The organism is Haloferula sp. BvORR071 (assembly GCF_000739615.1).
In the GTDB taxonomy this organism is placed as follows: Bacteria; Verrucomicrobiota; Verrucomicrobiia; order Verrucomicrobiales; family Akkermansiaceae; genus Haloferula.
On the sequence record NZ_BATP01000056.1, the window covers coordinates 95,582 to 121,874 of the forward strand.

Consider the following 26,293-nt stretch of genomic DNA (forward strand, 5'->3'; position numbering starts at 1 on the left):
CCTCCGCTGAAGCTGCGCTTTCGGATAGCTTGGATTTTCCGCTGCTAGGAGTTTTCAATTTACAATATATTGTAAATCAAACTGTTTGATGTGATTTTGTGGGTCGTGGGAGGCTGTTTCGGAGCGTGGATCTATCTGTTGGATCGCCAAAGCGGCGGGGAAGGCCTCAAGGTGGGAACCGCAGTCGCGAGGATCCCGTTCTTGCAAAAATACTGTAACCGGCCCTCCCGCTTGTTCGTCCCATTAAGGAACATCCTCATACCAGACCCCCGCACACCCACACACTAACGGATCTGAATGAAGCCCTACCGAGGCCCGGATTCCGGGCTCTGGCGACTTGTTGTCGTATCGTTCACCTGTGTCTTTTTGCCCGGAGCGGCTCTAGCACAGGCGCAGGATGAATCCCTAGCGGACTTGCTGGCCAAGCCGGGCACGGACCTTCGGGACGATGCTTCGCGGAAGGCCGTGGTGGATGCGGTGGCCGCGACCCGCGGGCGGCGGCGGGCCGAGGCGCGCCAGCGGGCGGTTGGTCTGGGCCTGCCTCTGCGGGTGCAGCGCCCGAATGGCAGCCTGCAGGAGATCGAGGACTTCGAAGGCGACCAGCCGGTCTACCACACGACCCACAACGTGAATGCGGCGATTTCCACGGGGGCGAACCTGGTGCGGAGTTCGTATGCGATGGACGGCAGCGGGGTGGTGATCGGCCTCTGGGATGGCGGCTCGGCGCGGGTCACTCACCAGGAATTCGGCGGGCGCGTGGTTTCCAAGGATGGCGCGGGTTCGATCGATCACGCGACGCACGTGGCAGGCACGCTGAGCGCCAGTGGTGTGGATATTTATGCCAAGGGCATGGCTCCGGCGGTGAGCGTGGACAGTTACGACTGGAACGGTGACATCTCGGAAATGACCTCCCGCGCCGCGAGTGGGCCCGCTCAGGCCGGGAAGATCTATCTTTCGAATCACAGCTACGGCTACGTCGCCGGGTGGAACTACGTAGGCAATGGGACGCGGGTCTGGGAGTGGTATGGCGACGGCACCACGGGCAGCAGCGTCGAGCAGGACTTCGGGCGCTACAATAGCTACAGCCGCGACCAGGATGCGCTGGCGGCCAGCGCGCCGTATTATCTGATCTTCCGCAGTGCGGGGAATGACCGGACCGACAATCCGGGCCAGGGGGAAATGGTGGCGCTCTCAGCCGGCGGCACAGCCGTGGTCTATGATCCGGCCATTCATCCGGGCGGGGATGGCGTGTATCACGGTGGCTTCGAGACCATCTCCTACGACGCCTTGGCGAAGAACGTGATGACCGTGGGCTCCGTGGGCGATGCGGTGACGAATGGCACGCGGGATGTCACCCAGGCTGGTATGAGCAGTTACTCATCCTGGGGGCCTACCGATGACGGCCGGATCAAGCCGGACATCGTGGCGAATGGGGAGGGCCTCTATTCATCCCTGAATGGCGGCGATAGTTCCTACGGGACTTATAGTGGCACCAGCATGGCCTCGCCGAATGCGACCGGCTCGGCCGCCTTGCTAGTGCAGTACTATGGCACGGAGTTTCCCGGACAGGCGATGCGGGCCAGCACGCTGAAGGGACTCCTCATTCACACCGCGGATGATCGCGGGAATCCCGGTCCCGACTACAAATACGGCTGGGGCCTCATGAATGCGAAGGCGGCCGCCGACGTGATCACGGACCATCACGACAATCCGCTGAAGCAGCGGATCACGGAGTCGTCCGTGAGCACGAGTGTGGTCACCCGCAGCGTGCCGATCGTGTGGGATGGCAGCTCGCCGATTGTGGCGACCCTCTGCTGGACTGACCCGGCGGGCGTGGCGACGACCACTTCCGACCTGCGCTCAGCGCGGCTGGTCAACAACCTGGATCTGAAGATCACCTCTCCCGGAGGCAGCCAGTATCTGCCCTATGTGATGCCCTTCGTCGGGAATTGGAGCCAGGCGTCGATGGATTCCGCGGCGACCACCGGGATCAACAATACCGACAATATCGAGCAGGTGCGGATCAGCGCGCCGCCGCAGGCAGGCACCTATCAGGTGGTGGTCTCCTTCTCAGGCACCTTGACGAATTCGCTTCAGAATTACTCGCTGCTGATCTCGGGTGCGGCGGCTCAGGAGCCACCGCCGCTGCCACTGAGCGTGACCGCGGTGACGCCGGGCAGCAGCTTGCCGGGAAGCGTGGGCATCGATGTGAGTGGCACGGGCTTCCGCTCTGACTCGACTCTGAAGCTGACCCGCGCGGGGCAGAGCGACATAGTTGCCAGCGGCGTCCAGTTGAATAGCGGCGTGCTGCACGGCGTGGTCAATCTCAGTGCTGCCGCGCCCGGCTTGTGGAATGTCGCCGTGGGGAATCCGGGCGGTGAATCCGCGAGCCTGGCGAATGCCTTCGCCGTGACCGCGGTGCTGTGGAGCGAGAGCTTCGATGGCGCGGCCAGCGGCTGGGCCAGCCAAGCCATCACCGGCAGCAATGCGTGGGCATTGACCACGGCACAGAGCAAGTCGACCGCGAGCTCCTACTTCGCCCCGGCGCCGGATACGAAGTCCACGGTGAATCTGACCTCGCCGCAGGTGAATGTGCCAGCCAATGTCAGCAACCTGCAGTTGCGCTTCTGGCAAAATTACAACCTGCAGCAGGGCCAGGATGGCGGGAAGCTGGAGTTCTCGGTGGACGGCGGCACTTGGTTCGACGTGAGCGCCTCCGGCTCCGGCGCGAGCTTTGCCGCGAACGGCTATAACAGCAGCATCTCCTCAAGCGGCCCGCCGTCGGGGCGCAGTGATTTCGCCGGCCAGAGTGCGTGGTCCGGCAGTAGCAACGGCTTCATCGAAACCGTGGTGAACCTCACCGATACGGCAAAATTTGCCGGTCACTCCCTGCGCATGCGCTGGCGTCTCGCGACGAATGGCAACACGGCCAGCACGGGGTGGTATGTGGACAGCATGATCCTGACCGGGGGGGCGGAGGCGGCCAATCAGGCGCCGACGATCACCACGGCGGCGAATGCCGCGACGGCGGAGACCGTGACGGATCCGGATGGCACGGTCTTCCGCATCGTGCGGGGGACCTCCGTGGGCTTGAACGTCAGCGCCGGGGATGATGGGGGTGAAGCGTCGCTCAAGTACACTTGGTCGCTGCTGAGCGGTCCCGGGGCGACGGTCGGCTACTCGGCGAATAGCAATAACGCCGCCAAGGCCACCGAAGCGAGTTTCCTGGCCAGCGGTGATTACCGTTTCTCGGTGTTGGTTGCCGATGCCGCTGGTCTCACAACTTCCAGCACGGTGAATGTCCGCGTGCTCCAGACCGCCACGGATTTGGCGGTGAGTCCGGCATCTACGACACTCACCGTAGGAGGCACGCGGAGTTTCACGGCTGCCTTGCGCGACCAGTTCGGCACGGCGATGACCACTAGTGGCACCACTTGGTCGGCGAGCGGTGGAGGCAGCATCGATAGCTCCGGTCTTTTCGCGGCAGGCACCGCTGGCGGTCCCTTTGTGGTCACTGGCAGCGCCTCGGGAATCTCGGGGAATGCTTCCGTCACCGTGACCCCGGCGGCAGCCACGCTGTCGCTCGCGAATCTGAGTCAAGGCTACACTGGCGCGTCGCGGCCGGTGTCCTACACCACCACTCCTCCGGGTCTCGCAGTGGCGATTACCTACAACGGCTCGAGTTCGCCGCCGGTGAATGCGGGGACCTATACGGTGGCGGCGAATATCACGGACCCGAACTACCAGGGCACCGGCAGCGGGGTGCTGCAGGTGGCCAAGGCAAACGCCACCGTGAGCCTGGGTGACTTGTCCCAGACCTATAGCGGCGTGCCGTGCGTGGTCTCCTGCACCACGACTCCCGCGGGTCTCGCGGTTGGCTTCACCTACAATGGCTCGACCTCGCTGCCGGTGAATGCCGGGACCTATGGCGTGGCGGCGAATATCACGGACCCGAACTACCAGGGCACCGCCAGCGGGGTGCTACAGGTGGCCAAGGGGAGTGCCATCGTGAACCTGGGTGACTTGTCCCAGACCTATAGCGGCGTGCCGTGCGTGGTCTCCTGCACCACGGCTCCCGCGGGTCTTGCGGTGGGCTTCACCTACAACGGCTCGAGTTCGCTGCCGGTGAATGCCGGAACCTATGGCGTGGAAGCGACCATCACCGACAACAACTACCAAGGCACCGCCAGCGGGGTGCTACAGGTGGGGAAGGGGACTGCGACGATCACCTTGGGGAATCTCCTCCAAACCTACGATGGCAGCCCGCGGGCGGTCTCCAGCACGACCACTCCGGCCGGTCTAGTGGTAAGCACGACTTATGACGGCGGCGCGGCGGTGCCGGTGAATGCCGGGAGCTACGCCGTGGCGGTAAGCATCACGGATAGCAACTACCAAGGCACTGCCAGCGGGGTGCTAGAGGTGGCGAAGGCGACTGCGACGATCACGCTGGGAGATCTCACCCAGACCTACGATGGCAATCCGCATGGGGTTTCGTCCACCAGCAGCCCGGCGGGTCTTGCCGTGGAAACGACCTACGATGGCGGAGCAGCAGTGCCGGTGAACGCTGGAAGCTATGCCGTGGTGGCGAGCATCACGGACAGCAACTACCAAGGCACTGCCAGCGGCGAACTCCAGGTGGCGAAGGCAACTGCCGCGATCACGCTGGGAGACCTCTCCCAGACCTACGATGGCAATCCGCATGCGGTCTCATCCACCACCAGCCCGGCAGGTCTTGCGGTGGCTACGACCTACGATGGCGGTGCGGCAGTTCCGGTGAATGCCGGAAGCTATGCTGTGGCGGTGACGGTTCAGGATTCAAACTATCAGGGCAGCGCCACTGAGGTCCTGCAGGTGGCCAAGGCCGATGCAACCATCAGCTTGGTCGATCTCGCCCAGCCCTACGATGGCGCTCCGAATCCGGTCACGGTCATCACCACGCCCGCAGGCTTGGCGACCATCGTGAGTTACGATGGGGCTGCCACAGCACCATCCGAGATCGGTAGCTATGAGGTGGATGCCAGCATCGACGATCCCAACTACAACGGGAAAGCCACCGCAGCACTCAAGATCATGGGCATGAACTTCCTGACCTGGCAGGCCCAGCACTTCAGTGTTGAGCAAGTGCTGGCGGGTGATGCTGCTCCCGATAGCGATCCCGACCATGATCGCTTGGACAACCTGGCCGAGTATGCGCTGGGCGGCGATCCACTGGTCTACACGGCGGGCCCCGTGATGCAGCTCGATGGGACTCATCTGGCGCTGGTCTTCATCCGGCCAAAGGGCCTGGCGGGTTTGAGTTACTCCGCCGAATGCGGTTCGGACTTCAAGGGGTGGTCGGCGGTGCCGCTGGAGGTCATCGGGGAGACGCAGGACACCGAAACGATGCGGGCCCGTGTGGCGCGTCCGGCGGATGTCCCCGGGCTATTCCTGCGCCTGCGGTTTGAGGCGCCCTGAGCGGATCAGGCCAAGTGACAACAAAGGGAAGCCCCGTCGGCGCAGCGATCCATTGGATCACGCCGGCGGGCAAATTTCCCTAGAGTTGCTTTCGCGACTCCCACAAGTGTGCTATTTCCCCACCGCTTATCCACACGGTAGGCTGAATTGCAAAACGGCGCGCAATCTCAGGAAGCGCTTGGTTCTAATTGTTTGATTGGTTCGGTGATTGCCGGACCTACGGATAGATAGAGCTGTGGCTTAAGTGGCGATGAGCAAATTTTTTTAGCCCGGTCCGGAACGGAATAGGGAGTTCCGGTCGGTTTGGGATCGCTTGTTCCCGGTCGATTCAAACGCCGTCAGCTTGAGGGTGGGTTGCGTGGTGTATGCGTAAAATGTTGTTGGTCAGTGAATTTTGGTGGTGGTGAGGGCGGCTTTACTCATGGTTGTACTGAATGTTTGGAGTTTGTAATGTTCGGGTAATGGTGAACTATTTAGGATATGATGAATAGTTTTTGAGCCGCCTAACTGTTCAAATTTTCTATATCTTGAGGGCGCGTCCGATTTTGGGGTAGCAAGATGCATCGCAGGTCGCCTTGGCGGCTCGCCGATATCCCCCTCTTTCCCCGCCCCCACCCCCTCCCCCCGATGTCTGAACTCGTCTGGTCTTGGATCGTGATCCTCTGTGCCTTGCCTCTGTCGATGGCAATGACCCGGCTCATGATCCATTTGGGGCCGAAGATGGGCCTGGTGGACCAGCCCGGAGAGCGCCGCATTCACCTGACGCCGATTCCGCGGGCAGGGGGGCTGGGACTCTTCCTGACCATGGCGGTGGGGATGCTGGTGCTGAACTGGAAGAGTGATGCCTTTACCGAAATGCTGGGACCGCGCTGGTTGAAGCATTTCATGGCGGCGTCCGTCCTGCTGGTGCTGGTGGGAGTGAAGGACGACCGCGGCGGGATCTCTGCCTATTTCAAGCTCGCCGCACAGGCCACCGCGGCGGTGATCATGTTCTTCCATAATCCCTCCGGCGCCGGGGTTTTCATGGGCTATCACATCCCGTGGATATTCGATCTCGGGATCCACGTGGCTTGGACCGTTTTGCTGATCAATGCCTTCAATCTCATCGACGGCATGGATGGTCTCTGCGGCGGGCTGGCGATGATCGCACTGCTGATCCTGACCGTGCTGGCGATGGCAAAGGGGCGCGTGGAAAGCGCCTTCGTCATCGCCCTGATGGCGGTCTGCCTGATTGGCTTCCTGCGCTACAATTTCCATCCGGCGAAGATCTTCCTCGGCGATACCGGCTCGATGTTGATCGGCTTCTTCATCGCCTCCGTGGGCACGGGCATCGTGGGGCGGAATGCGGTGGTGGCCGGGCTCCTGCTGCCGCTGCTGGTCGGTGGCGTGCCGCTGCTGGATGTGGCCTTGGCCGTGTGGCGGCGCGCGGCGCGCCGGGTCTCGGATTCCAAGCCGGGGATCAAAATTTTCGGACCGGACCGCGATCACCTGCATCACCGCTTGCTGCGCTGGGGCTTCACCCAGAAGCAGGCCGCGCTGCTGATCTACGGTCTCGCGATTGTCACCTCCACGCTTGCGCTGTTGCCGATCGTCGGCGGTGCGAACCTTCTCACCTTGTCGGTGGTCGGCCTGGTGGTCATTGGGCTGGTGGGCCTCCGCTATCTGGCACCCGTGGAGTTCCTGGCGAGCGGCCGCGGCCTGCGGACCCTGACCCGGAAGCCGCAGGGCTACCGCCAGTCGATGCTGCGTTACCTCGCCTACGACATCGTGGTGCTTTTCACGGCGGTGCTGGCCGTGTCCTGGGCGCAATCGAAAGCGATGATTCAACCGGTGGATTGGAAGGCCGATCTGGGGACCGCGACGCTTTTCACTACTTGTTCCGTAGTCGCCTTGTCCTTGGCGAGGGCCCATTCCCGCCGCTGGACGCGGGCTTCCGCGCATGACTTCGCGGAGTGCGGCTTGTGGCTGATGTGCGGTGTGGCGGTGAGCTTCGGGCTGAAGGGTTCCGCGCGCTATGACCTGAGCTTCAGGGATGCTCTGATTCACCTTTCCGCCTTCACCATTGGTGGGATCGCGGTGTTCGCTCCGCGCTGCATCGGCTTGATGCTGCAGGAGAGCGTGATCGACACGATGCACCGCAAGCGCCGCCTGCGTGGCAAGCACTCCTCGCGCACGACCTTGATCTACGGGGCGGGGGACCTTGGCGAGTTGTTCCTCTGCCACTTGCGCCTCTCACAACCGGAGACTTGGCAGGACTATCACTTCATTGGCTTCATCGACGACAGCTCGAAGCTGCGTGGCCGCCGCATGCGGGGCTTCCCGATTCTCGGTGGTTTCGCAAACCTGCGCGAAGTGGTCCAGCGGACCCGGGCGAATAGCATTCTCATCACCTCCAGTGTCCTGCCGGAGGAGCGTTACGAAGAGATCCTCAGCATTGCCCGCGAGCTCGGCATGGAGATCAGCCGCTGGCAGCCGGAGATGAATCCACAGCGCATGCTGTTGCCCACCTCTTTCACGCCCCGCCCGCAAGTTGTCCCGGAACCCGTGGAGGTGGATCACCCCACGCCGACCAGGCCGGTGGAGTTGCGGCACGCGTGATCGGCGCGTGGCCCGCTCAGTGCGGCCGCGCCAGCAGGCGTGCGACTTCCCGGGAATTCCTGCGCTTGTCGAAATGATGGGCGGAGAAGGCCTTCGCGAAGGCACCGCGGAATTCGCACTCGCCGGGATCCATGGCGTGCTCGAGGGCGGCCTTCATCGCTTGTAAATCCCCGGGCTCAACGACCCAGCCGCCACCGCTCTCCCGGACCCAGGTCCCGATCGATGAAGCGTGGCTGCCGATGAAGATGACCGGGCGTCCGGCGGCGAAGATTCCCTGGAGCTTGCTCGGCACCATCGTCCCGTCCCATGCGGGTTCAAGCGAGGCAAGCTGGGCATTCGCGCTCCGCAGGTGCCCGGCCAGTTCATCGCGGGGGACGTAGCCATGAAGCTCGATCGGAGCTTCCGGATGACGGGCGATGAACTCTTCGATCTCCTTCCGCCGCTTCCCTTCGCCGAAGAAGACGAAGCGGATCCCGGAGCCGCGACGGAACTCGGCGGCGGCGGACAGGATCTCGCCGAAGCGATGACCCAGACCCATGTTTCCGGAATACATCACGATGGTCTCATCCTCACTCCAGCCACGCTTGAGACGGAGCGCGCGGGCGTGCTCCTCGGCATCGGCATCGCTCTCGGCCACCGACTCCGTGCCCCACAGCGGGATCCACGGAAGCGCCACATCATCGGGAGTATAGCGGCCGGTGAGCTCCGCCATGTCCGGCCCCAGGGTGATGACCTCCGCACAGCGGCTGCCACCGAATCCGAAGCGGGCCAAGCGGGAGAGCATGCGATAGGGGAGGCTGCGTGGATCCAGCAGACCATGGGCGGCCATCACATCCGGATAGAGATCCATGACCCAGTGGGCGTGATCCGCACCGAGGAATTTCGAGAAGACCCGCGCGAGGACCGAGAGATAGGGCGGGGTGGTTAGTGCGACCACGCGGTCCGGCCGGTGGCGGGCGGTGCAGAGTCCCCATGCCACGCCGAGATAGAAGGAGGCATAGTCCGCGATCTTCCCGAGGAAGCCCCGGCGGCCATACGCGGTGGACCAACAATGGACCACCTCCACTCCATCCGTCGCCGCGCGTGCGCTTGCCGCTTCACCCTTCTGCCCGCCATAGCCCCCGCGCGAGCAGAGGATGGTGACGTGGTGGCCGAGCGCCGCGAGTTCTTCCGCCACCGACTCCAGCATCAATCCCGTGGGGGCGACGTCGGGCGGATAGTACTGGTTGATCAGGATGAGATTCACGATTTCCTCGGGGGGAGGGAAGGCGGGCGCTTTCTAACCGGAATGGCGCGGCGGCGGAAGGGCAAAGCGTTGCCGCGGGAGAAGCGGGGCGCGCATCTTTTCGGCTTCATCTGGTGGGGATAGGCCGTCATCTTCCGTTCGAGCTAGAGATGCGAAATTTTCCCCCATCCGTCCGCTGGTTCCCCGGCCAGAGCTCGGCCATCGCTTTTGCCGTCGCGCTGGCCTTGGCGATGGTGGCCATCGCCTTTCCGGAGATGCCGGCGCAGCTCCTCTTGGGGCTGTCCTGCGCGGGAGCCGGGCTGCTTTTCCTGTTCTTCCCTCCGGTGGCGCGGCTGCCGCTGGTCTGGTGGATTCTCGGGCTCGGCTTCCTGGGCTTATCGCTGGCTGGCTTCATGCCGCGCGGCTGGGCCGGCATGCCGGGCTGGCGTCAGGATCTGGAATCCTTGGGGCTGGATACCGGCCCGCTGGCAATCGTGCAGGTGCCGCTGGCGGCAGAGGCCTTGGGCGGCATCGCCGTCGTCGCCTTGCTGGCGCTCTTTCTGTTAGGTCATCGCGTCGATAGCCGGATGCAGCGTGGCCTGGCGCTGGCCTTCGTCATCTTTTGCGCGCTGTGGGTGGTGGTTGCCCTGGTGGCCTATCATCCGGGGGGAGAGGAAGTGTTCGGCTTTTTCCCGAACCGGAACCATACGGCCACCTTGCTGGCGATGGCGGTTCTCGTGGCATGGGGATGCCTGATGCATGCGATCACCCACAAGCACATGATCGAGGTCGCGGTCTCGGCAGTCGCGCTGTTGCTCTTCCTGTATGTGATCCTGTGCGTCTCGGTCAGCCGCGCGGGAGTGCTACTCGTGGCGGTGGGCATCTTCAGCTGGCTGCCATTGGCAGGGATGCGCTACCTGCGTGGTGACTTGGGAAAGGCGGTCTTGCTCCTGATCTTCGGGTTGGTGGTCGGATTGGTGGGGATCGATACGCCCGTGAAGCAGCGGTTGACGGCCTCCTTCGCGACGGATGGTACGCCAGGTGTCGTAGTAAAGGATGCCCGCATTGGCATCCAAAGGGATGCCCTGGGCATGATATCGGCGGAGCCATGGTGTGGCGTGGGCCCGGGGCAATTCCCGTGGATCTTTCCGCAGTACCGCAAACTCACCCCGGTCTCCAGCGAGATGCCTTGCCTGCACCCGGAGAGTGATTGGCTGATGATCGCGGCGGAGCACGGCTGGCCTGCCGCGCTGTGCCTGGCCGCAGGAGTCGCAGCGGTTTTTTTCGCGGGCTTCCGTGCCGCAAGACAGGGCCACAGCCGTGCCCTGCGCATGGCCTGCATGGTCGCGGCCATGCTGTTAGGCCTGCACGGCTTACTGGACATCCCGGGGCACCGTGAGGGCCTGGCACTGGCCGCGGTCCTGCTGCTGGCGCTTTCCTTGCGCCCACTGGAGCATGGGACCACGCGCGGTGCTGCGCCCCCTTCACGGTTCGCGAAGATCGGCTGGCGGGCAGCGGGACTGGCGATGGCAGCGCTCGGCGCCTTGCTACTCCATGCCCAGTGGAGCGAGCGGCCGCTCTTGCCATCGGCGATCGCGAAGGCCGAGCGCCAGTGGGCGGAAAAGCTGCGCGAGATGGATCGGGTGGCGAGTGCGGCAGCCCGTGAAGCCGGCACGCCCTACCGGCCCGCGAAGGAAGAGGACCCCTTGCGCTTGGCGCGGACCCGCATCGACCGCGCGACGATGATCGAGCCGCTGGACCCTTCGCTGCAATTCGCGCGCGGGGTGATCGCGCTCCACTTCAATGGTGGCGAAGACAGCGCGCGGCAGGCCTTCGCCATCCAGCGCCGGCTTGAGCCGCAGCAGAGCCTCTTGCTCTTGAAGCAAGCCGCCACCTGGGGGAAGCGGGATCCGGTCCACGTGAAGGAGCTCTGGGAGCTCGCCCTGCAGCATGCCGCTGTGGAGGAACAGCGCCTGCCGGAGACGCAGCACGCCGTGAAGAATATCTACGAAGGACTTTTCTCCGATGCCGCGGCGAACCCGGATCTCGCGCCGCTTGCCTTCGAATTCTCAGGGCATGACTTCGCGCGCTTGGAGAAATGGATCCGCTTCACGCCGCCCGCGGCGATTGACCGCTACTTCCCGCAGCTTCCCGCTGACAAGCTGAGTGGAGATGAGCGCGGCATGCTGCTCACCGAGTGGTCCCGCCGCGGTTCGCCACAAGCGGTGGAGGACTTCAAGCGAGAGCACCCGGACTTCGCGCCGCCCTCGCCCGGCGCGTCAGAGGGCAAGTGAACGATTCCGTGGCATGGCAGCCCCCAGTCTTGACCGGAGACACAACTTCTAACTATAAGAGCCGCGATGAAAGCATCCCCCGTGCTGAGTCTAGCGCTCTTGATTGGCCTTTCTTCTTCGGCCATGGCGACCAACGCCACCAGCTACTCGTGGTTGGATTTGTTCTCTTGGTTCGGAACTTCCACTAACAGCAGTAGCAGCACTACTACCACCACCACGACCACTACCTCCGGTAGCAGTAGTAGCACTAACACCAGCAGTGGCAGCCGGGATAGTGATCGCAGCTCCCATGGCGGGAATGATGATCGTTGCGACGATCCGCCCAAGTCATCCTGGGATTGCGACCCGCCGAAGCCGTCGCCGGTTACCCGTTGTTGAGAGAATGGCCACTGGCCATTTTCCCGAGGGGACAGGACCGAATCGGACCGCAGGCTGGGCTCCGGTCACCGGGGGAGCGCTTGATGGCGTCAGGGTAGGGGAGGCTTGCCCGCCGCGGTGTTGAGGCCCTTCGGAGGGGTCATCAGTTCTCTCGTTTTCGCCGCGAACGCATCTGGTTTTTCCGATTCGATTGGTTCGGTTTGTTCGGGAGCAATGGAATTTTGAGCGGGGAACCCAAGTTTCCTGAGAGTGCTCTCCTCGTTGGCAGAAGGCTTGGCGGAGTCCAGAGACCGTCTCCAGAAGGGGCTCAAGCGCTTGATTTGAAAAGAAAAGGGAGCGATCGCGATGCAAGTGGGGCTACTGCTTCACTTTTATTAAAATTACATCTCAGTGTTTTTACTGATTGAGTTTTCTATAAAAATTTGCGGAACTTGGCGCTGTCAAAGCTGTGATGCGATCGATCAGTTGCCGCCAGAATGATCGATCGGACCGCGATATCCAAGACTGCCCGCCTTCCGTGACGCCTCCACGCGGAAGGACCAAGATGACGATATCCGGATGCCCTGCTAGGCGGCTTCACCTGACTCTCCAGGTAGCCTGAGATCGAAAGATCGGAAAAACGGGCTGCTGGGATGGGTCGCTTGTCCCAGCCATGCCAGCCAATATCCCTGTACGTCTGTCCCTTGCGCTTGCCGTCGCCGCCCTCGGAGGGGGGCTCTCGCAAAGCGCTGATGCCGCGGTAACACCGCCTGCGCCACCGGCACCGCCAGCCCCGAAGGGCCGGGCACTGCTGCCGCCGCCGTCTGTCCCTTTTTCCAAGGCCTATCGCCTGTGGCGGCCGGTCGCTCCGTACGACACCGCGCCGTCATGGCTGCACGAGACCTACTGGACCTACGGGCCGGAAGGAAAGGTCTACGACACCTGGCACCCGGCGCGGGTGACGAATCCCGAGACCGGGCAGCTGGTGACCTTCGGCCATGAGCATGGCGACGATCCATCGCTATCCCATCTCTACCCGTCGAATGGAGCCATCGCCTTCGGCTACGTGAACGAATTGATGGCCACCTGCGGTTGCACGACTCCCGGGCTCTGCAGCCGCAATGAAGACCACGTGGGTCACAAGGTGACGGTGGTGAATGACAACTACCTCGAGAAGGGCGGCGTGGTGGACATGCTGATCAAGCTTCACCAGGGAACCCACTCGCCGGACGCGATGACCAATCCGGCGCACGAGCTTGTGATCCTCGCCAAGGCCAATTCAGGCCCGCTTCAGGTGAAGTGGCGCACCATCCATCCTTTCGGATCGGTCAATGAGTTCGACGACGCAGCGGCCGGGGGCAAGCAGAAGGTCGCGCTGACGGGGCCGGTGCCAGCCCCCTTGCAGCAACCCTACGGCAACGTGTTGCGGATCATTCCCTCGCTCCGCGCGATGAGGGAGGCTTCCGCGGGTTGGCCGCATCTCGAAACATGGAACGGCGGCCCGGAGCGCTGGGCATACGATGGCGCGAGCCGCGTGGTGAACTTTTCCCACCACATCTACTTCAATGTGGTCGATCCCAGCCGCTACTACAGCGAGACGACGGCCAATCACCTCGGTCGCACGGTCGATCTCTGCTACGATCCGACTTCGCCCTTGTTCAACCGCGTCGGGCAGGGGCCTTACGGCCTTCCCGCGACTTTGCCGAGTGGTGCCGCAGTGAGGGCGCTGCCTGGTCCGCATCCGATCGCATGGAATGATCCGCGTTCGCCCTTCCGGGGTGCCACGCGATACATCGAGCTGGATCGCATCAATCTCCAGAACACCAGTGGCAAGACCAAGATCTGGACCAATTCCTACGGGACTGAGATGCGGGTCGCGCAGTCACCGGAAGAGGGAGTCGTGGTCGAGCAGTACTTGTCGGTGGACATGTCAGGCGCGGATCAAGGCGGTAGCACCCAGGGGCCAGTGACCAAGGGGGTCACTCCGATGATTGATTACTCGGACGGAGGAAAGAACGGCGTGCATGCGCCCAACTGAGGAAGAGGCAAGCGAATGATCAAACTTCACACACCTATGAACCGCTTTTCCCTCTGCCAGCTTCTGAGCTTCCTGCTTTTGGCCGTGGCAGTCATGCCGATGGCCGATGCTGCCAACGGCCTGATTACGCCGCCCGCCATGAGCGGCTTCCAAGCCGTGGCCGAGACCGCGGATCTCAACAGCCCGGTCTCCGGGGCCGCGGGAGCCGTGGGCCCTTCGCACGTTTTCTCGATGCAGGAAACGGAGGTCCACGTGCAGACCAAGACCGGAGTATCCGTCTTGCGCCAGAAGCTGGACCTCTGGTGGCAGGCGCTGAATCCGGCCTTTGCCGCAGCTGATGTCAGCCAGCCGCGCGTGACTTATGACCCGTCCAGCCAGCGCTGGATCGCCGTTGCTGCGGCGCGGGTCGTACCGGAGAGCTCGTGGGATGCGCGGACCTTCGCATTGCTGGTCGCTGTTTCCAAAGGCAGTGATCCGACGGGTGGCTGGAATTCCTGGCGCTTTGACATGGCGGCCATCGGCAGCAGTGCCTTCACGCCCTCCATTCAATCGCTCAACCTCGGCTTCAACAAGAACTGGATCGCCGTGGGTGCCTTCGTCCTCGATACGAGCTACCGCACGAGTGTCCATCGCACGCTGGTCTTTTCAAAGGCAGGAGCGCTCGCTGGCCAGGCGATCACCCCCCGGGTTTTCGAGGACAGCGTCTCCACCAGCGTCACCCCGGTGCAGACCCTCGATCCGACCGAAGAGCGCCTCTATCTGGTCCAAAGCTGGAATTCGAACAGCGGCGGTAGTGGCTACCTGCGCGTGATGGCCATCCAAGGCGCAGTGGGAGCGGAATCACTGGTCGAGGTAGGCTATCCCAAGGCTCCGGCGTGGGCGCCCAGCGACAACGACGCGGATTCCTACTTTGGCAATGCACCGCAACTCGGCGGGTCCGAATTGATTGCGACTTATGACGACCGGGTGCAAAGCGCGGTCTTCCGCGATGGCTCGCTGTGGGTGGCCCAGACGGTGTTCCTGCCGGCGGCGAACCCGACCCGCAGCTCGGTCCAGTGGTGGCGGATTGCTGGCAGCACCGGCGAGGTGCAGCAGCGGGGGCTGATCGATGACCAGACCGGAGCGCGTTTCTTCGCCTTCCCCTCGCTCACGGTGAATGCCGACAAGGAGTTCTTCGTCTCCTACAACGCCTTCTCTGCGACGACGAATCCGAGCGCCTATGGCCAGATCTTCGTCCCTTCTTCCGGTGGTGGTTATGCGCCGAAGCCGGAGGTCCTGATCAAGAGCGGCGAGGCGTATTACTTCAGGCACGCGCAGGTGAACCCGTGGGGGCCCTATTCGGTGGCTAGCCTGGATCCCTCCGATGCAACCCGCTTCTGGTCCTTGCAGCAATATTCCATCCCGCTTCCGGAGACGACTGCGGCTTGGGGCACTTGGTGGGGTTCGGTCTCGGCGCCCTTGGTTAGCGTGAATTCGCTGGATGCCTGGCGGGCCTTCCAAGGCTTGCCCGCAGACGGTTCGCGCGACCTTGAGAGCTCTGGCGATCAGGTCCCGAATCTGGTGAAGTATGCCCTGAACCTCGCGCCGAACAGTGGCGATCTGGCACGCAGCAGCGTCGCGGAGTTGCCGAATCCCGACGGGACCACCTTGGCGGAATTGACGGGAATGCCGGCGGCGAGGCGGGATGCCGGCGGTCGCCTGGCGCTCACCTACTTGCGGCGGAAGGCTGCGACCTCGCCGGGAGTCGTCTATCAGGTGGTCTTTACCGACAATGCCTCCGGAAGCTGGGTGGTGAATCCATCCGCGGTGGAGAGCGTGCTCTCGATCGATCCGACCTGGGAGCGCGTCAGGGTCACCGATAGTTTCAGCTCCCCCGGCAAGGTGAAGCGCTTCATGCGGCTCAAGGTCAACGTCAGCCAGCAGTTTGAAGGAGGCTTCTGAGGAAAGGCCTGACCCCGGAAACAAAGAGGGCTGGTCCTTGCGGACCAGCCCTTTGTGATTGGTTTATGTTGTCGATGGACTCTTAGCCCCTGCGGCGGCGGGAGCGGAAGAAGGCGCTGGCACCGACGATGCAACCCAGAGCGAGCGTGCTGCCCGTTTCCGGAATGGCGGTGATGGCGATGTTGTCCAGGTAGATGTAGCCGCCGGTTGCACCGGGGGATACGTCCACAGCATCGAAGAAGAAGGTGATGGTCTGACCGACACCCAGAGTGATGCTGGTGAGATCCACGAGGAAGTCCTGGAAGTCTCCGATGGTTGGATTCGTGGGAGTCACGAAGGTAACCGCCTGGTCATTGAGCAGGTTGGGGACTGCGGGTGGAACGGGAACGACGGCTCCGCTGGTGATGACGTAGGAGACATCCAAGCCGAATGCCAAGTGGCTCGTCGCAGCATCGAAGACAAGGTAACCCAGTCGCTGGCTGAAGCTATTGGCCGTAAGCGACACGCTAAGCATCGCATTCTGGAAATCCAGAACCGCGGCGTTACCATTGGCGGTTGGTGGCGTGGGCGATTCCGCGAGGGGACCCCAGGTTCCATCATTGGAACCACCGGTGGTTTGGACACCGGTATTCGGGGGTGGGGGGGTCAAGGAGTAGCTTCCGGCGAAGCCAGTTTCCAAGACGGTGCTCGGCGGGGTGTTGGAGATCGGACTTCCGACAGCGAAGTCCGAAATACCCAGCAATAAGCTGGCCGATGAGATCTGCGGCGCGATGAGCAGGGCAGACCCTAGTAGCAATGAACGTAGTGACGATGTCATGTTGTTTCTGGGGGTTGTTGGCTAGGTGATCCGGCTGACCATCCGGGAATCATCATATTGGGGGCGTTGCGGAAAATTGAAGTCCATCGACGCAGGCCGGACGCAAGAAGAGAAAAAGGCGCGATCCGGCCAAGGGATGATGAGAGGGGGATGCGAAAGGGGGCGGAGGGGTAGTTCAGGGGGGATGAAATTCTTGGCCCGGGGAGGTCAAAGAATCCGGCTAAAACCTAGATGTCGTAGCCCCTCCGTGAAAGACCGATTTTCTCCTGAAAGCTCAGCGAATTTTCGGATTCTTTGTAACTGATTGATCTTCAAAAGTTTGATTGGTGGCCTCGTAGCCGGGAACGCGGAGCTCGGGAAGCTGCTCCATGCCAAGTCCGCCTTTTTTCCCGTTCTGTTCAGCACGTTCAAGACCTTTCCTCCATGCTGGAACTTCAGCCGATGAGATATCTGTTCTCTTCTTTTCCCAATCTGCCAGTGAGGTATCCGGGGTGGTTTCTTTCTTCTCCTTCTTCCCGTCCATCAGGTTGGCGAAGACGGTTTTCTCTTGGGGCAGGAAGCCGCTCTTATCGATGCCATCGTAGAGTTCCCTGGCCTTCTGCTCTTCGCCGCTCAGCTTGAGTGCGAGGGCGCGCAGCATTGCCTTGGTCTCCGGGCCGACTCGTTTGGTGCTCTCGATCTCGGGGAGGCGGCTCGTGGCCTTCTGGGCATCACCGGCGAGGAGATCCGCGAGGATGAGCGTGGCGTTCAGTTCGACCTTCTCAGGTTCCTTGCTTCTTACTTCCTCGAGGGTCCGGATGACCTCGACGGGTTCCGTCGAGTGAAGGATCAAGCCCAGGTAGGCGGTGTTATTGATGAGATCGGTGTTGCGGGGCTCCAAGCGCAGCATGGATTGGGACATCGCGAGGATGTCCTCCGCGCGTCCTTGCCGATAGAGGATGGAGATCGGGCGGGCGAGAGCTGCATAGACCGGCAACTGGCCGAAGCCGGTGCGGACCGCCGCGAACCAGGCGTCTGCTGCCGGGATCAACTCGCCCTGCAATTCCGCTGCCCTGGCTACTTCAATGAAGCGGTTCCGCCGGGTATCGTACAAGGCCTGCTCGAGAGCCGCGTTCCATGAAGTATTGGCCGCTCCCCGGTCTCCGCGATTCTTCGCCAGAGTGGCACGCACGATCTCAAGCTCGACGGGATCTGCCGCCGGCGGCGGGTTTTTGAGCGCTTCGGTGAGATCGTTCTCGCGTTTCAGTTTCAGCAGCGAGTGAAGGCGGACGATGTAGGCGTCGGAGCGTTGCTTTGCCGGTTCTTCGAGAATCTTCAGTGCATCCTCGGGGCGGTTGTGAAGATTGAGCCAGGTGGCGGTGGCCGCGGGATCAAGCGATGAGAAACGGTTGATCGCTGACGCGAAGATCGCCTCCTTGCCCACTGGGTTCTCCGCAATCTGCGGGTGAAGCGCGAGCAGATGGTGGATCACCTTGGCACCTGCTTGGTGCGAGATCCAGTTCTGCAGATTGGGAAGTGGATCTCCAGGTGCCAGACCGCCAGGAGTGTTCCCTAGAAGTTCCAGCGCCTTGAGGGATTCCGGTGCTCCTTCCGAGATCAGGGCGGCAAAGTGTTGCCGTGCTATCGGCACGTCCGCAGCATAGCCCCCGGCGGCGATGGCCTCGATCAGCGCGAGGCGGACCCGGGGAGAGGGCGCAGCCGGCATGAACTCGAGGAGGCCTTGGCGGGCGGACGCGATGCCTTCCTTGCCCATGATGAGGAGCAGAGGAGTAATGGCGGCATTGAGTTCCGCATCGTGAAGCTTGGGCTCGCCTTTGTCCAGGTAGCGGTAAGCACTCAAGGCGATGGCGGCCGGTCCGTGCATGGCGAGGATCTCCAGGGCATCGAGTTGATCCTGGCGGGTCGCTTCCGGATGCTTGATCAAGGACACCGCCCCGAGGAAGGCAGCGGGATCATCTGTCTTCGCCAGCGAACGGACGTAAATGTTGAGAGAGCGGTAGTCTCCGTTTCTCATCATCAAGGCGGCGCGGGACTTCTCGCGCGCCGCTTGCCAGTCCTCCAGCCGCATCGCCTCCTCGCCGCTTTCGATCAAGCCCTTGATCCGGTTTTCGCGGAAGGCGCGGTAGGCTGGCCGGGCGGCAAGTGCCAGGACCACCAGTGGGATGAGGATGGCAAGGCCGATCTTGAGGCGGCTGATCGAACGCCGCTGGCCCTGTGTGCGTTGTTCTGGGGAATTCGACATGGAGGAGAAGGGGTGGAAGGATTTCTGCGCCTCGAGACCGGGCGATACCGTTAGCAGCGGGCTAGAGAGGCTGGGCTACCTGCTGCCGGTTGGAAAAGAGAGGAAGGATGGGTTCCGAGATCTTGGGATCGGGAAAAAGAAGATACCAGAAGGAAAGGTGGGAAAGCTTATGAAAGAGTTTCGAATGGGCTATCTCCATTCGAGGCTTTTGTTCAGTTTTTCCTGAACTAAATTCCAAGCCTTGGCCTCGTCCGGCTCGCCAAATACTCCCACTTGGATGACGCGGGCAGCACCGGTGTGACGGATGAAGGAGCGCGAGATCCTGACGCTGCGGCTGTTGGAGCTGCCGATATGCCAGGCACCGAGGCCTTGGATCCAAGGGATCTTGTAGTTGTGAACCGGATTGCCGTTCGGATCCTCAAGATGGGTGTAGTGGAAGTCGAGTTGCTGCCCGTTGGCAGCGGTGAAGAGGCGCGGCACCGCCTTCTCGAACACCTTGAAGCCAGCGATGCGGTTGCAGATGTCGCTTTCGTGTCCGGCGACATCGGCCAGCGGGCCGGTCTCCAGCTTGTCCCATTCCATGTAGACCAGCTGGAGCCTGCGGCCATCCTCCAGATCCTCGAATTTCTCCATGCCGCGGTCCGGGCGGTAGAGCTTGAGAGCGTTCCCGAAGGGAGGAGGGGCCTCTTTGACGAGTGGCGCGTCCTTCCAATAGAACAGGGGTGCATGGGAAACCTGCGAATTCGCATGCCGCCAATGCTGGACGCCGGCTTCAATCGACAGGACGAGGGTGGTCATGAGGACCACGGGCAGGAGGGGCTTCATGAAGATTCAGGGTGCAGGGGTTTCGCTGAGGGTGACGCGGCGTACTACGGTCCGGCCCTTCTTCCGGGGCTGCATGGCCCAGGCGATCGCATAGAGGGCGATCGCGGAAAAAGCGAAGGCCAGGTGACCCACCTTGTCGTGAGCCGCATCGGCTGCGGCCTTTCCGGCGAAGAAGTGGGTGGAGGCCAGGTAATAGGCACGTGCGGTATTCCCGGCGAGGGCCACAAAGAGGGCTCCACCGATGAGCAGCAGGCGCTTCGGCCATGCGAGCCAGAGTAGCTCGCCGAAAAGCAGCGCGGACATCACCAGGCTCTGGGCGGAGCGGATACCGCTGCAGCCATCGGCAACTTCCACCACTTCCGGTCCCAGGCTCAGCCGCTCGCCCATTTGCTCCACGGGATGACCTCCGAGCAGGAAGATCTCGCGGGTGAGTGCAACGACATTGCCGGTGAGGGTGCGGATGAGGCCTTGCTCGATCTGCCACAGATAGGGCACCGCGGACCATGCGAAGATCGTAACCGGCAGCAAGGAAAGGGATGCCTTCCAGCCGGACTGGCGGGCCAGCAGGAAATGGGAGATCGCGGTGACCAGCAGGCCGTGAAAAATGAAGGGCGGGCGCCATCCGGGATCCCCGGTTTCGATCGCGCGCAGTGGAATCAGCACGAGGAGGATAAGCGCGATCGTCGCCCAGATCCACCCGGAGGGAGCAGCGGGGGCGCGCGTCTCGCTGGTGTCGGAAAAGGCGGAGATCCTTCTCGCGGCGAGGGCAAAGAAGAGCGGAGCCACGAAAAAGCCGTAGCTGTAGTACTCGCCAAAGCGCCACGCTGGTACCAGCGACCAGAAGAAGTGGAGCCAAAGGACCGAGACGAAGACGAGGGGAAGGGGCACAGCGTGAAAGGATGGGTGCGTGGAAAAGAACGGATGCGGAGGATCAACCTTCGAGGGCGGTGTTTCCATCCGCCGCGGTGACGCCTGAACGGGATGGCGCGGGGCTCTTCGACATCTCTTGGATTTTCAGCGTGATCAGGAGGTCGTAGAATGCCTGGAGCGAGCAATAGGCGAAGCCAGGGTAGCCATCGAGGAAACCCCGTTTCCAAAAATAGAGGTAGGCGAACTTGAACATCCAGCGGAGCGGGAGCCGGGAGTGAAGTCTCTTCAGCGCCCGCTTGCGCTCCATCGGGTCCCCTGACCAGAGGCCGGCGAGCGCGAGCGGCTCCTTTGCGAACTTGAAGGCGGCCGCCGCTTCCTCAGCCGAGTAGCGGTTGTGCTTCTCCACCCATTCGCCGAGGCCTTTGGAAAAATTGAAGTGGTCGTAGCCAATGGAGATGTGGCCGATGCCGCGTGCCGCCCGGTCTTCCCGCTGGCCGTGTCCCGATTTGACGAAGGAGACTTCCCCGATCTTGAGCAGCCGGACTTGGGGATAGGGATACTGCGTGCTGCGCGGAATCCATTTGCCGAGGAAGAAGATCCGGTTTGGGACGAAGTAGGCGCTGTGCTCGTCGCGGGCGATGACCTGCTCGCACTCCTCGCGGAGTTCCTCGTTGAAGCGTTCATCTGCATCCAGGTGAAACACCCAGGGATGCTTGAAGGGAATGTTGTCCAGCGCGTGATTCCTCTGGGCTCCGAAGTCGTCGAACTTCCGTTCGAAGAAGCGCGCACCATGTCGAATCGCGATCTCTTTCGTCGAGTCGTCGCTGAAGGAGTCCAGCACCACGATGTCATCGCACCAAGGGGCGCTGGCGATGCATGCGGGGAGGTTCGCCTCCTCGTTCTTGGTAAGGATCAGAAGGGAAAACATGCGGGGAGAATGGAAATACCGGGGGCGCGGGGGGCTTCAATCAATGCGGCTGCCCACCTTCTTCGCCGGGTTGCCCGCGACGATCTCATCGCGGCCGACATTCTTGACCGCAACGGCGCGGGCGCCGACGACTGCGCGGGCACCGATGCCGACGCCGGGCCCCACGAAGGCATCAGCGCAGATCCAGGCTTCGTCGTGGATGTTCACGGGCAACTTCAGCAGGGGCATCGCCGGATCGCGGAAATCGTGGCTGCCTCCGCAGATGTGCGCGCGTTGGGAAATGGTCACGCGACTGCCGATGTGAAGCGGGCCGAGATTGTAGAGCAGCGCATCGAAGCCGACGGAGCTCCAGTCACCGATCGAAAGGTTCCACGGGATGAAGATCTTCACCGAGGGATGGATCTGCACCTGCTGGCCCACCTTCGCGCCGAAGGCCCGGAGCAGGGCGCGGCGCCAGCCCCAGAGCAGCCGCGGGCTGTAGCGGAAGAGCGGGGAGCACAGGGACCATAGCAGCCGGCCGATCAATTCCTTGCGGCTCCATTTGCGGGCAGCGCGGTTTGCTCCGATGTCGAGCGGCAGGTCTTGGGAAAGGGGTTCCGGCACGGTTGTTGGAAAGCGAAGAAAGTGGAATTCAGATCAGACGATGCACTGCGGCTTGGTGCCGCGACCGAGCAGCCATTGGTAGCAAGCCAGCATGTCGCGGGCGATACCATCCCACGAGTAGCGGGCTGCGACCATCTCTTTGCCTCGGCCGCCCATTTCCCGGAGTTCCGATTCCGCGCGCCGGGTAGCGTCGTCAAGGGCCCGGGCGATCGCATCGCGGTCCACGGCCACCCACCAGCCGCAGCGTTCCGTTTCCAGTGACTCCCATGGTGCGCCGTGGGTAGTGATCACGGGCAGCCCGTGTGCAAGCGCTTCGGCAACGGCGATGCCGAAATTTTCCGAATGGGTCGGCAGGACAAAGAGGCTGGCTTCACGGAAAGCCGCCGCTTTCTCCGCGCCGTCCAAGGAGCCGGAAAAGCGGATGCAGTCACTGCCCAGGCCGAGCTGGCTTGCCTGCCTTTGGAGTTCGTCGCGGTGGCCCTCTTCATCCGGCCCCACGATATGAAGATCCCAATCCCGCGGCTTTACCCGGGCCCATGCATCAAGCAGCAGGGGCAGGCCTTTCTTCGGATGAATCCGGCTCAGGAAGAGTGCCGTGCGCCGCGTGGATGGAGGACCTAGCTCCGGCGAAGTGGGCACTGCCGGGAGGTCCACGCCATTCGGCAGGACCATGATCGGCATGGTCAGGCCAAGGCGGCGGAACTGCTCGGCCTCTGCCGTGGAAGTGGCATGAAGCGCGGCGGCGGACTTCAGGCAGCGCTTCTGATAGAGCAGCCAGGCAAGGCGCTTCTTCCATTTGCGATGATTGAGCGCCCATGGCTCAAGCATGCCCCGCGGGCTCACCACGCGGGTTGTCTTGGTGGCATCCGCCAGGCGCGCCACCCGATAGTTCGATGGAAGCCATAGCCCGTGGTCGTGGATCATCTCAAGCACCGCATCCCGCAGCGCCGGTGAATCGGTGCCTCCCGGGAGGAAGGTGACGCCCTCCGGCGGACGAAACTCAGGCGGGCGCTCGTTGGCTGTTAGAGAGACATCCGCGCCAGCCCTGGCCAAGGCTCCCGCCAATCCGGGAACCGAGCGGGCGGGCCCGCCGGTTTCCATCTTCAAGCTGGCTACGGTGTGGACGACTTTCATCGGCTCGCTTCCAGACCCAGGGATTTGCGTGCTGCGGCGACGGCCCAGGTGCGGTACCAAGTGCCAAGCGGCACCGGTGATGCCTTTTGGCTACGCTGCAAGAGATCGCCGAAACTCCCCTCGACCCAGCGCTGGAAGGGAAAGCGGAATCCGCGCTTCGGCTGCTGCCGGATCCAGTCTGGGATTTCCGGCACGGCATCGAGCAGCAGTCCCTTGCCGCGGCGCAGGCGTTCGCGTTGGGGGATCGTGGCCACCGCTTTCGCGAGGCGATCGTCGACCAAGGGCACGCGCAATTCCAAGCCATGGGCCATCGAGTAGATATCGCTGTCCCGCAGGAGCTGGTTCCGCATGTAGTAGGTGGTCTCGAGCCAGCCGACAGCTTCCCTGCCCGCAAGGGAGTCGGGGATGCCACCGAATGTTGCCTTGCCCGCCTCAAAGCCTGTCAGGGCACGGGTCAGCTCGATCGCTTCTTTCTGGGTGAAGATCCCCCGCTGCACGTGGTAGGCCCCTTGCCAGGAGCCCTCGCTACGGAGGAATTCGCCCAGCCGGCGCCATGGACTGCCTGGGGCGGCGCGTTCGAGGCGGCCTGCGAAGGCCGAGCGCAAAGGCCCGGACATGCGGTGGAAATTGCGGAAGCGCGGCACCCGCTCGAAGCTGCGATAGCCGCCGAAAAACTCATCCCCGCCCAAGCCGGAGAGCACGACCTTCATGCCTTCCCGGCGCGCGAGCTTGGAGACACACCAGGTATTGAAGCCATCGATCCCCGGTTGATCCATCGATTCCAGGAATCGCGGGATCTCGGCGGCGCCTTCCTCGGCCGTCATCCGCCACTCCGTGTGGGAGGTCCGGAAATGCTCGGCCGTGCGCTTGGCGAGCGAGGACTCATCGAACTCAGGATCATCGAAGCCGATCGAGAAGGTCCGGATATCAGCATCCTTGCCGAGGATCTGGCGGGCGAGTGCAAGCACTACCGTGGAGTCGATCCCGCCGCTGAGAAAGATACCCACCGGCACATCGCTGACCAGATGGCGGGCGACACTTTCCTCAAGCGCCTGGCGGGTGATGGTCGCGGCTTCATGGCGGGTCCGTGCCGTGTTTGCTGATGGCCCGGGTTGGTGCCACCGCGAGACCGTGGACTTGCCATCCTTCCAGCGCAGCAGATGACCGGCAGGCAGGCTGCGAATGGCAGCGTGGAGAGTGCGCGGCTCTTGGACCGAGCCCCACAGGAAGTAATCGCGCAGGGCCTCGTGGTCCACCTCGTCATCCGACTTCTGCAGAACCCGCACCTCAGAGGCGAAGGCCAGCGGCTCGCCCGGTTCTTCCCTCACATAGAGCGGCTTGATCCCATAGGCATCGCGAGCCAGCAGGGCCTCGCCGGAAGCTTCATCCCAGAAGGCGAAAGCGAACATGCCCGCGAGCTTCGGGATGCAGGCCGCGCCTTCCTTCACCAGCAGGCGCAGCAGCACCTCGCTGTCGCCGTTGCTGTGAAAGGTTTCGCCCTGCTTTTCCAGTTGCTGGCGGAGTTCGCGGAAATTGTAGATCTCGCCATTGAATACCATCACGTAGCTCCGGCCGCGGGCTTCAGGTGCCCAAGACATCGGCTGCCCCGCCGCGTCGCTCAGATCGAGGATCGAAAGCCGCGTATGAATCATCGTGGCCAGTTTGCCTTGCCAGACACCAGAGCCGTCCGGGCCGCGGTTCTGGAGACCCTGCTTGAGCTTTTCGGCATCCCCGAAGGAGGACTGACCGAACCAACCTGCAATTCCGCACATGGGAGAGAGAAATGGAGCTAAGTGAAAGCGGTGAGGAGAAACCCGGCGCTCAGGTCGCGGGAACGGCGGAGCCGATCAAGTCGGCAATCTTCTCGCGGAAACGCGCACGGCCATAGGTGGCCTTCAGTTCCTTGGAGAGATGCTGGGGATCAAACCACCACTCCGGACCCTTGTGCTGCAGCAGGGCGCTGAGCCCATCGGTGATCTCTTCATCGGAAAGAGGATCCACCAAGGTTCCCAGGCGACCCGCGTCGAGGGCGTCCGTCGAGCCGTCGCGGTTCCCGGCAAGCACGGGAGTTCCGCAGGCAAGCGCTTCCAGGAAGACGATACCGAAGCCCTCACCGGTGCTTGGCATGGCGAAGACATCGGCGAGGCGATAGTGATCGGGGAGCTCCTCATCCGGCACGAAGCCGGCGAAGATCACGTGCTCCGCCACGCCGAGATCCTTGGCCATGGCCTCAAGCCGCGCCCGGTCACTGCCGGATCCGGCGATGAGGAAGCGCACCTTCCCGCAGCGGCGGCGGATCTCGGGCAGGCAGCGCAGGATCTGGTCGTAGCCCTTGTAGCCCTCCGCCGCATTCAGCCGGGAAACGGTGAGATCACTTTTTCATCCGCGGCGATCGCATAGCGGCCGAAGAGCTGGGGCGCGCGTGCCGGAGCAGGGGAGAAGCGTTCCTCGTCGTAGGTATTGGGAAGGATCAAGACCTTGCCGGGATCGATACCACCCAAGGCCAGCACCCGCTCGCGGGTCCAGTGGCTCACCGCCAGGATGCGATCCGCGCCGCGCAGTGCCTCAAGGCGCGAGGCTGGCATCGCTTGATCGACATCGATGCCGTGGGCGACCAAGGTATAGGGGATTCCGGTGACGCGCTTGATGAAGCGGGCCAAGGGCCCGAAGTTGAGGTGCGTGCTGATGATCTCGGCCGGCTTCTCCCTGAGCGCCTTCGCCAGCGCCATGGCGGCGAAGACGGGCGTGCGCAGGCGCATCGGGATGCTGCCGGCACCGCAGGCGGTGAGACCTTTCCAATGCTCGGAACCCTGGTCGTGCTTGCCGAAGAGCAGGGGCTCAACCCCGCAGTCCAGAACACCGAGGGCGAGTTCACGGCTGAAGGCTGCGATCCCGCCGCCGAATTCGCGGAAGCTGGGAGCCCAGAGATGGACCTTGGATCGAGTGGGGGAGAGCATGGGGTGGGGG

The 26,293-nt window shown here is 62.8% G+C and carries 17 protein-coding genes; 6 read left to right on the top strand and 11 right to left on the bottom strand.

Annotated features, from left to right (window positions below; all coding sequences use genetic code 11):
- The first annotated feature begins 297 nt into the window (after window positions 1-297).
- Window positions 298-5,454 (top strand): MBG domain-containing protein, encoded by a 5,157-nt coding sequence (locus BV071_RS26860; RefSeq protein ID WP_081886250.1) that lies wholly within the window; start codon window positions 298-300, stop codon window positions 5,452-5,454.
- 627 nt (window positions 5,455-6,081) lie between these two features.
- Complete coding sequence (locus BV071_RS26865; RefSeq protein WP_035613973.1) at window positions 6,082-8,052, top strand: hypothetical protein; 1,971 nt, start codon at window positions 6,082-6,084, stop codon at window positions 8,050-8,052.
- A 16-nt stretch (window positions 8,053-8,068) separates the two neighbouring features.
- Here the strand turns inward: BV071_RS26865 and BV071_RS26870 are convergent, their stop codons facing one another.
- Window positions 8,069-9,298, bottom strand: coding sequence for a glycosyltransferase family 4 protein (locus BV071_RS26870; protein ID WP_035613980.1), 1,230 nt, complete (start codon window positions 9,296-9,298; stop codon window positions 8,069-8,071).
- 149 nt (window positions 9,299-9,447) lie between these two features.
- Between BV071_RS26870 and BV071_RS26875 the strand changes: the two genes are divergently transcribed.
- The 4 genes from BV071_RS26875 (at window position 9,448) to BV071_RS26885 (ending at window position 15,907) form a co-directional block, all read left to right on the top strand.
- Entirely contained in the window at window positions 9,448-11,571 is a 2,124-nt protein-coding gene (locus BV071_RS26875) for an O-antigen ligase family protein (protein ID WP_035613983.1), read from the top strand.
- A gap of 123 nt (window positions 11,572-11,694) precedes the next feature.
- Window positions 11,695-11,949, top strand: a complete 255-nt coding sequence (locus tag BV071_RS35860; protein WP_265594950.1) for a hypothetical protein — start codon at window positions 11,695-11,697, stop codon at window positions 11,947-11,949.
- A 652-nt stretch (window positions 11,950-12,601) separates the two neighbouring features.
- Complete coding sequence (locus tag BV071_RS26880; protein ID WP_035613985.1) at window positions 12,602-13,966, top strand: hypothetical protein; 1,365 nt, start codon at window positions 12,602-12,604, stop codon at window positions 13,964-13,966.
- 36 nt (window positions 13,967-14,002) lie between these two features.
- Window positions 14,003-15,907 carry a hypothetical protein gene (locus tag BV071_RS26885; protein WP_035613988.1) on the top strand — a complete coding sequence of 635 codons (1,905 nt, stop codon included), beginning with the start codon at window positions 14,003-14,005 and terminating at the stop codon, window positions 15,905-15,907.
- An 82-nt stretch (window positions 15,908-15,989) separates the two neighbouring features.
- Here BV071_RS26885 and BV071_RS26890 read toward each other — a convergent pair whose 3' ends face one another.
- From BV071_RS26890 to BV071_RS34945, 10 genes are all read right to left on the bottom strand, one after another.
- Window positions 15,990-16,556 carry a hypothetical protein gene (locus BV071_RS26890; protein ID WP_265594951.1) on the bottom strand — a complete coding sequence of 189 codons (567 nt, stop codon included), beginning with the start codon at window positions 16,554-16,556 and terminating at the stop codon, window positions 15,990-15,992.
- A gap of 442 nt (window positions 16,557-16,998) precedes the next feature.
- Window positions 16,999-18,966, bottom strand: a complete 1,968-nt coding sequence (locus BV071_RS26895; RefSeq protein ID WP_035613994.1) for a hypothetical protein — start codon at window positions 18,964-18,966, stop codon at window positions 16,999-17,001.
- A gap of 189 nt (window positions 18,967-19,155) precedes the next feature.
- Window positions 19,156-19,791 carry a hypothetical protein gene (locus BV071_RS26900; protein ID WP_035613997.1) on the bottom strand — a complete coding sequence of 212 codons (636 nt, stop codon included), beginning with the start codon at window positions 19,789-19,791 and terminating at the stop codon, window positions 19,156-19,158.
- Window positions 19,792-19,797: 6 nt separating this feature from the next.
- Window positions 19,798-20,679 (bottom strand): archaeosortase/exosortase family protein, encoded by an 882-nt coding sequence (locus BV071_RS26905; RefSeq protein WP_035614000.1) that lies wholly within the window; start codon window positions 20,677-20,679, stop codon window positions 19,798-19,800.
- A 43-nt stretch (window positions 20,680-20,722) separates the two neighbouring features.
- Complete coding sequence (locus BV071_RS26910) at window positions 20,723-21,589, bottom strand: glycosyltransferase family 2 protein (RefSeq protein WP_035614003.1); 867 nt, start codon at window positions 21,587-21,589, stop codon at window positions 20,723-20,725.
- 36 nt (window positions 21,590-21,625) lie between these two features.
- The gene (locus BV071_RS26915) at window positions 21,626-22,192 is read right to left on the bottom strand and encodes a hypothetical protein (RefSeq protein ID WP_081886253.1); all 567 of its coding nucleotides are present in this window, start codon (window positions 22,190-22,192) and stop codon (window positions 21,626-21,628) included.
- A gap of 33 nt (window positions 22,193-22,225) precedes the next feature.
- Window positions 22,226-23,326 (bottom strand): glycosyltransferase, encoded by a 1,101-nt coding sequence (locus BV071_RS26920; protein WP_035614006.1) that lies wholly within the window; start codon window positions 23,324-23,326, stop codon window positions 22,226-22,228.
- Window positions 23,323-25,098: an asparagine synthase (glutamine-hydrolyzing) gene (gene asnB / locus BV071_RS26925; RefSeq protein ID WP_035614009.1), complete on the bottom strand. Its 1,776-nt coding sequence runs from the start codon at window positions 25,096-25,098 to the stop codon at window positions 23,323-23,325. Before asnB ends, BV071_RS26920 begins: the two co-directional genes overlap by 4 nt.
- Before the next feature lie 49 nt (window positions 25,099-25,147).
- Window positions 25,148-25,681, bottom strand: a complete 534-nt coding sequence (locus BV071_RS34940) for a glycosyltransferase (RefSeq protein ID WP_081886254.1) — start codon at window positions 25,679-25,681, stop codon at window positions 25,148-25,150.
- The gene (locus BV071_RS34945; protein ID WP_052573928.1) at window positions 25,678-26,283 is read right to left on the bottom strand and encodes a glycosyltransferase; all 606 of its coding nucleotides are present in this window, start codon (window positions 26,281-26,283) and stop codon (window positions 25,678-25,680) included. The genes BV071_RS34940 and BV071_RS34945 overlap by 4 nt, the downstream gene beginning before the upstream one ends.
- Window positions 26,284-26,293: the final 10 nt, after the last annotated feature.